The organism is Comamonas sp. B-9, from assembly GCF_000410635.1.
In the GTDB taxonomy this organism is placed as follows: Bacteria; Pseudomonadota; Gammaproteobacteria; order Burkholderiales; family Burkholderiaceae_C; genus Comamonas.
The window spans coordinates 1-1075 of record NZ_APCR01000614.1 but is presented as its reverse complement, the minus strand read 5'-3'; the positions used below and the strand labels follow the sequence as shown (position 1 = coordinate 1075).

The 1075-nt window shown below is 68.8% G+C and carries 2 protein-coding genes; both read left to right on the top strand.

Features of this window, described 5'->3' with window-relative positions:
- Positions 1 to 436: hypothetical protein (locus H928_RS32160; protein WP_027010613.1), on the top strand; the 436-nt coding region annotated here is incomplete at its 5' end.
- A partial coding sequence (locus H928_RS0106195) for a DUF4401 domain-containing protein (RefSeq protein ID WP_021025715.1) occupies positions 436 to 1075 on the top strand: 640 nt, incomplete at its 3' end. The genes H928_RS32160 and H928_RS0106195, both read left to right, overlap by 1 nt.

Genomic DNA, 1075 nt, shown 5'->3' with positions numbered 1-1075 from the left:
GGCGCTGGTGCCGCTGCTGGTGTACTGCGTGCCGGCCCTGCGGGTGCGCGGTGGCATGGGCTGGTGGTCGCAGCGCCTGGCGCTGGGCGGCGCGCTGGCAGCCTGGTCGGCCATTGCCACCGTACAGCTGTTTGACGAGGCCACGCGCCAGACCCTGGCGGCCTTTGCGCTCAGCGGCGCCTTGGTGGCTGCCAGCTTGCTGGTGGCGCTGTTCAGCCGTTTTCGCGACTTTATCTGCACCTGCCTGGCCACCTTGGCCGCCAATGTGCTGGTGCTGTCGCTCATTGCCCGCTGGATATTCGAGTGGCATGAAACCGAGGCCCTGCTCGCCTTTGCCGTGGTGGTGATGGTCTGCCTGGGCGCCTCGGTCAAGGCCTTGATGGCCGCGCAGCACTACCTGCATGCCCAGCAGCGCGACCACCAGGAGGTGCTGTGATGGCAGCTATCCGACCTCTGTCATTTCTGCGCACGCAACCGGCCTGGTGGTCCCCGGCCCGCCAGCAAGGCCTGGTGCAAGGCGATGCACCTGTGCAGGATCTGGATGAGCCCCCGGTCCTGGTGCTGGCGCTGGCCATGCTCGGTGCGCTGGCCAGCCTGGTGCCGCTGGCGGTATTTCTGGCGCTGGCGCTGGGCGAGCGTTTTGTCTTTGGTGCCGGCGGCGTGGTGCTGGGCCTGGTGTTTCTGGCCGCAGCCGGTGGTTTGATGCGCCAATCCCGCCATGCCTTCATCAACTGCGTGGCGCTGGTGCTCTGGTGCGCGGGCGGGCTGCTGGTGCTGGTCAACCTGGGCGATGTGGCTGACTCACGCCTGGGTGTGCTGCTGATTGGTACGGTCTCGGCGCTGGTGCTGATGCTGGGCGCCGCGCTGGCGCAGATGCGCTGGATCCAGTCGCTGATGGGCCTGGGCTGGGGCATGGCCGTGGTGGTGAGCCTGATGGCGCTGCAGTCCTGGCTGCCGGCCTTGCTGCCGCTGCAGCTCGATGCGTTGCTGCCCGCGCTGCTGTGGTGCCTGTGGCTGCGTGGCGAACCAGCGCGCCTGGCCACGCCGGCGCAGCGCTGGTCCCAGCCGCGCTGGG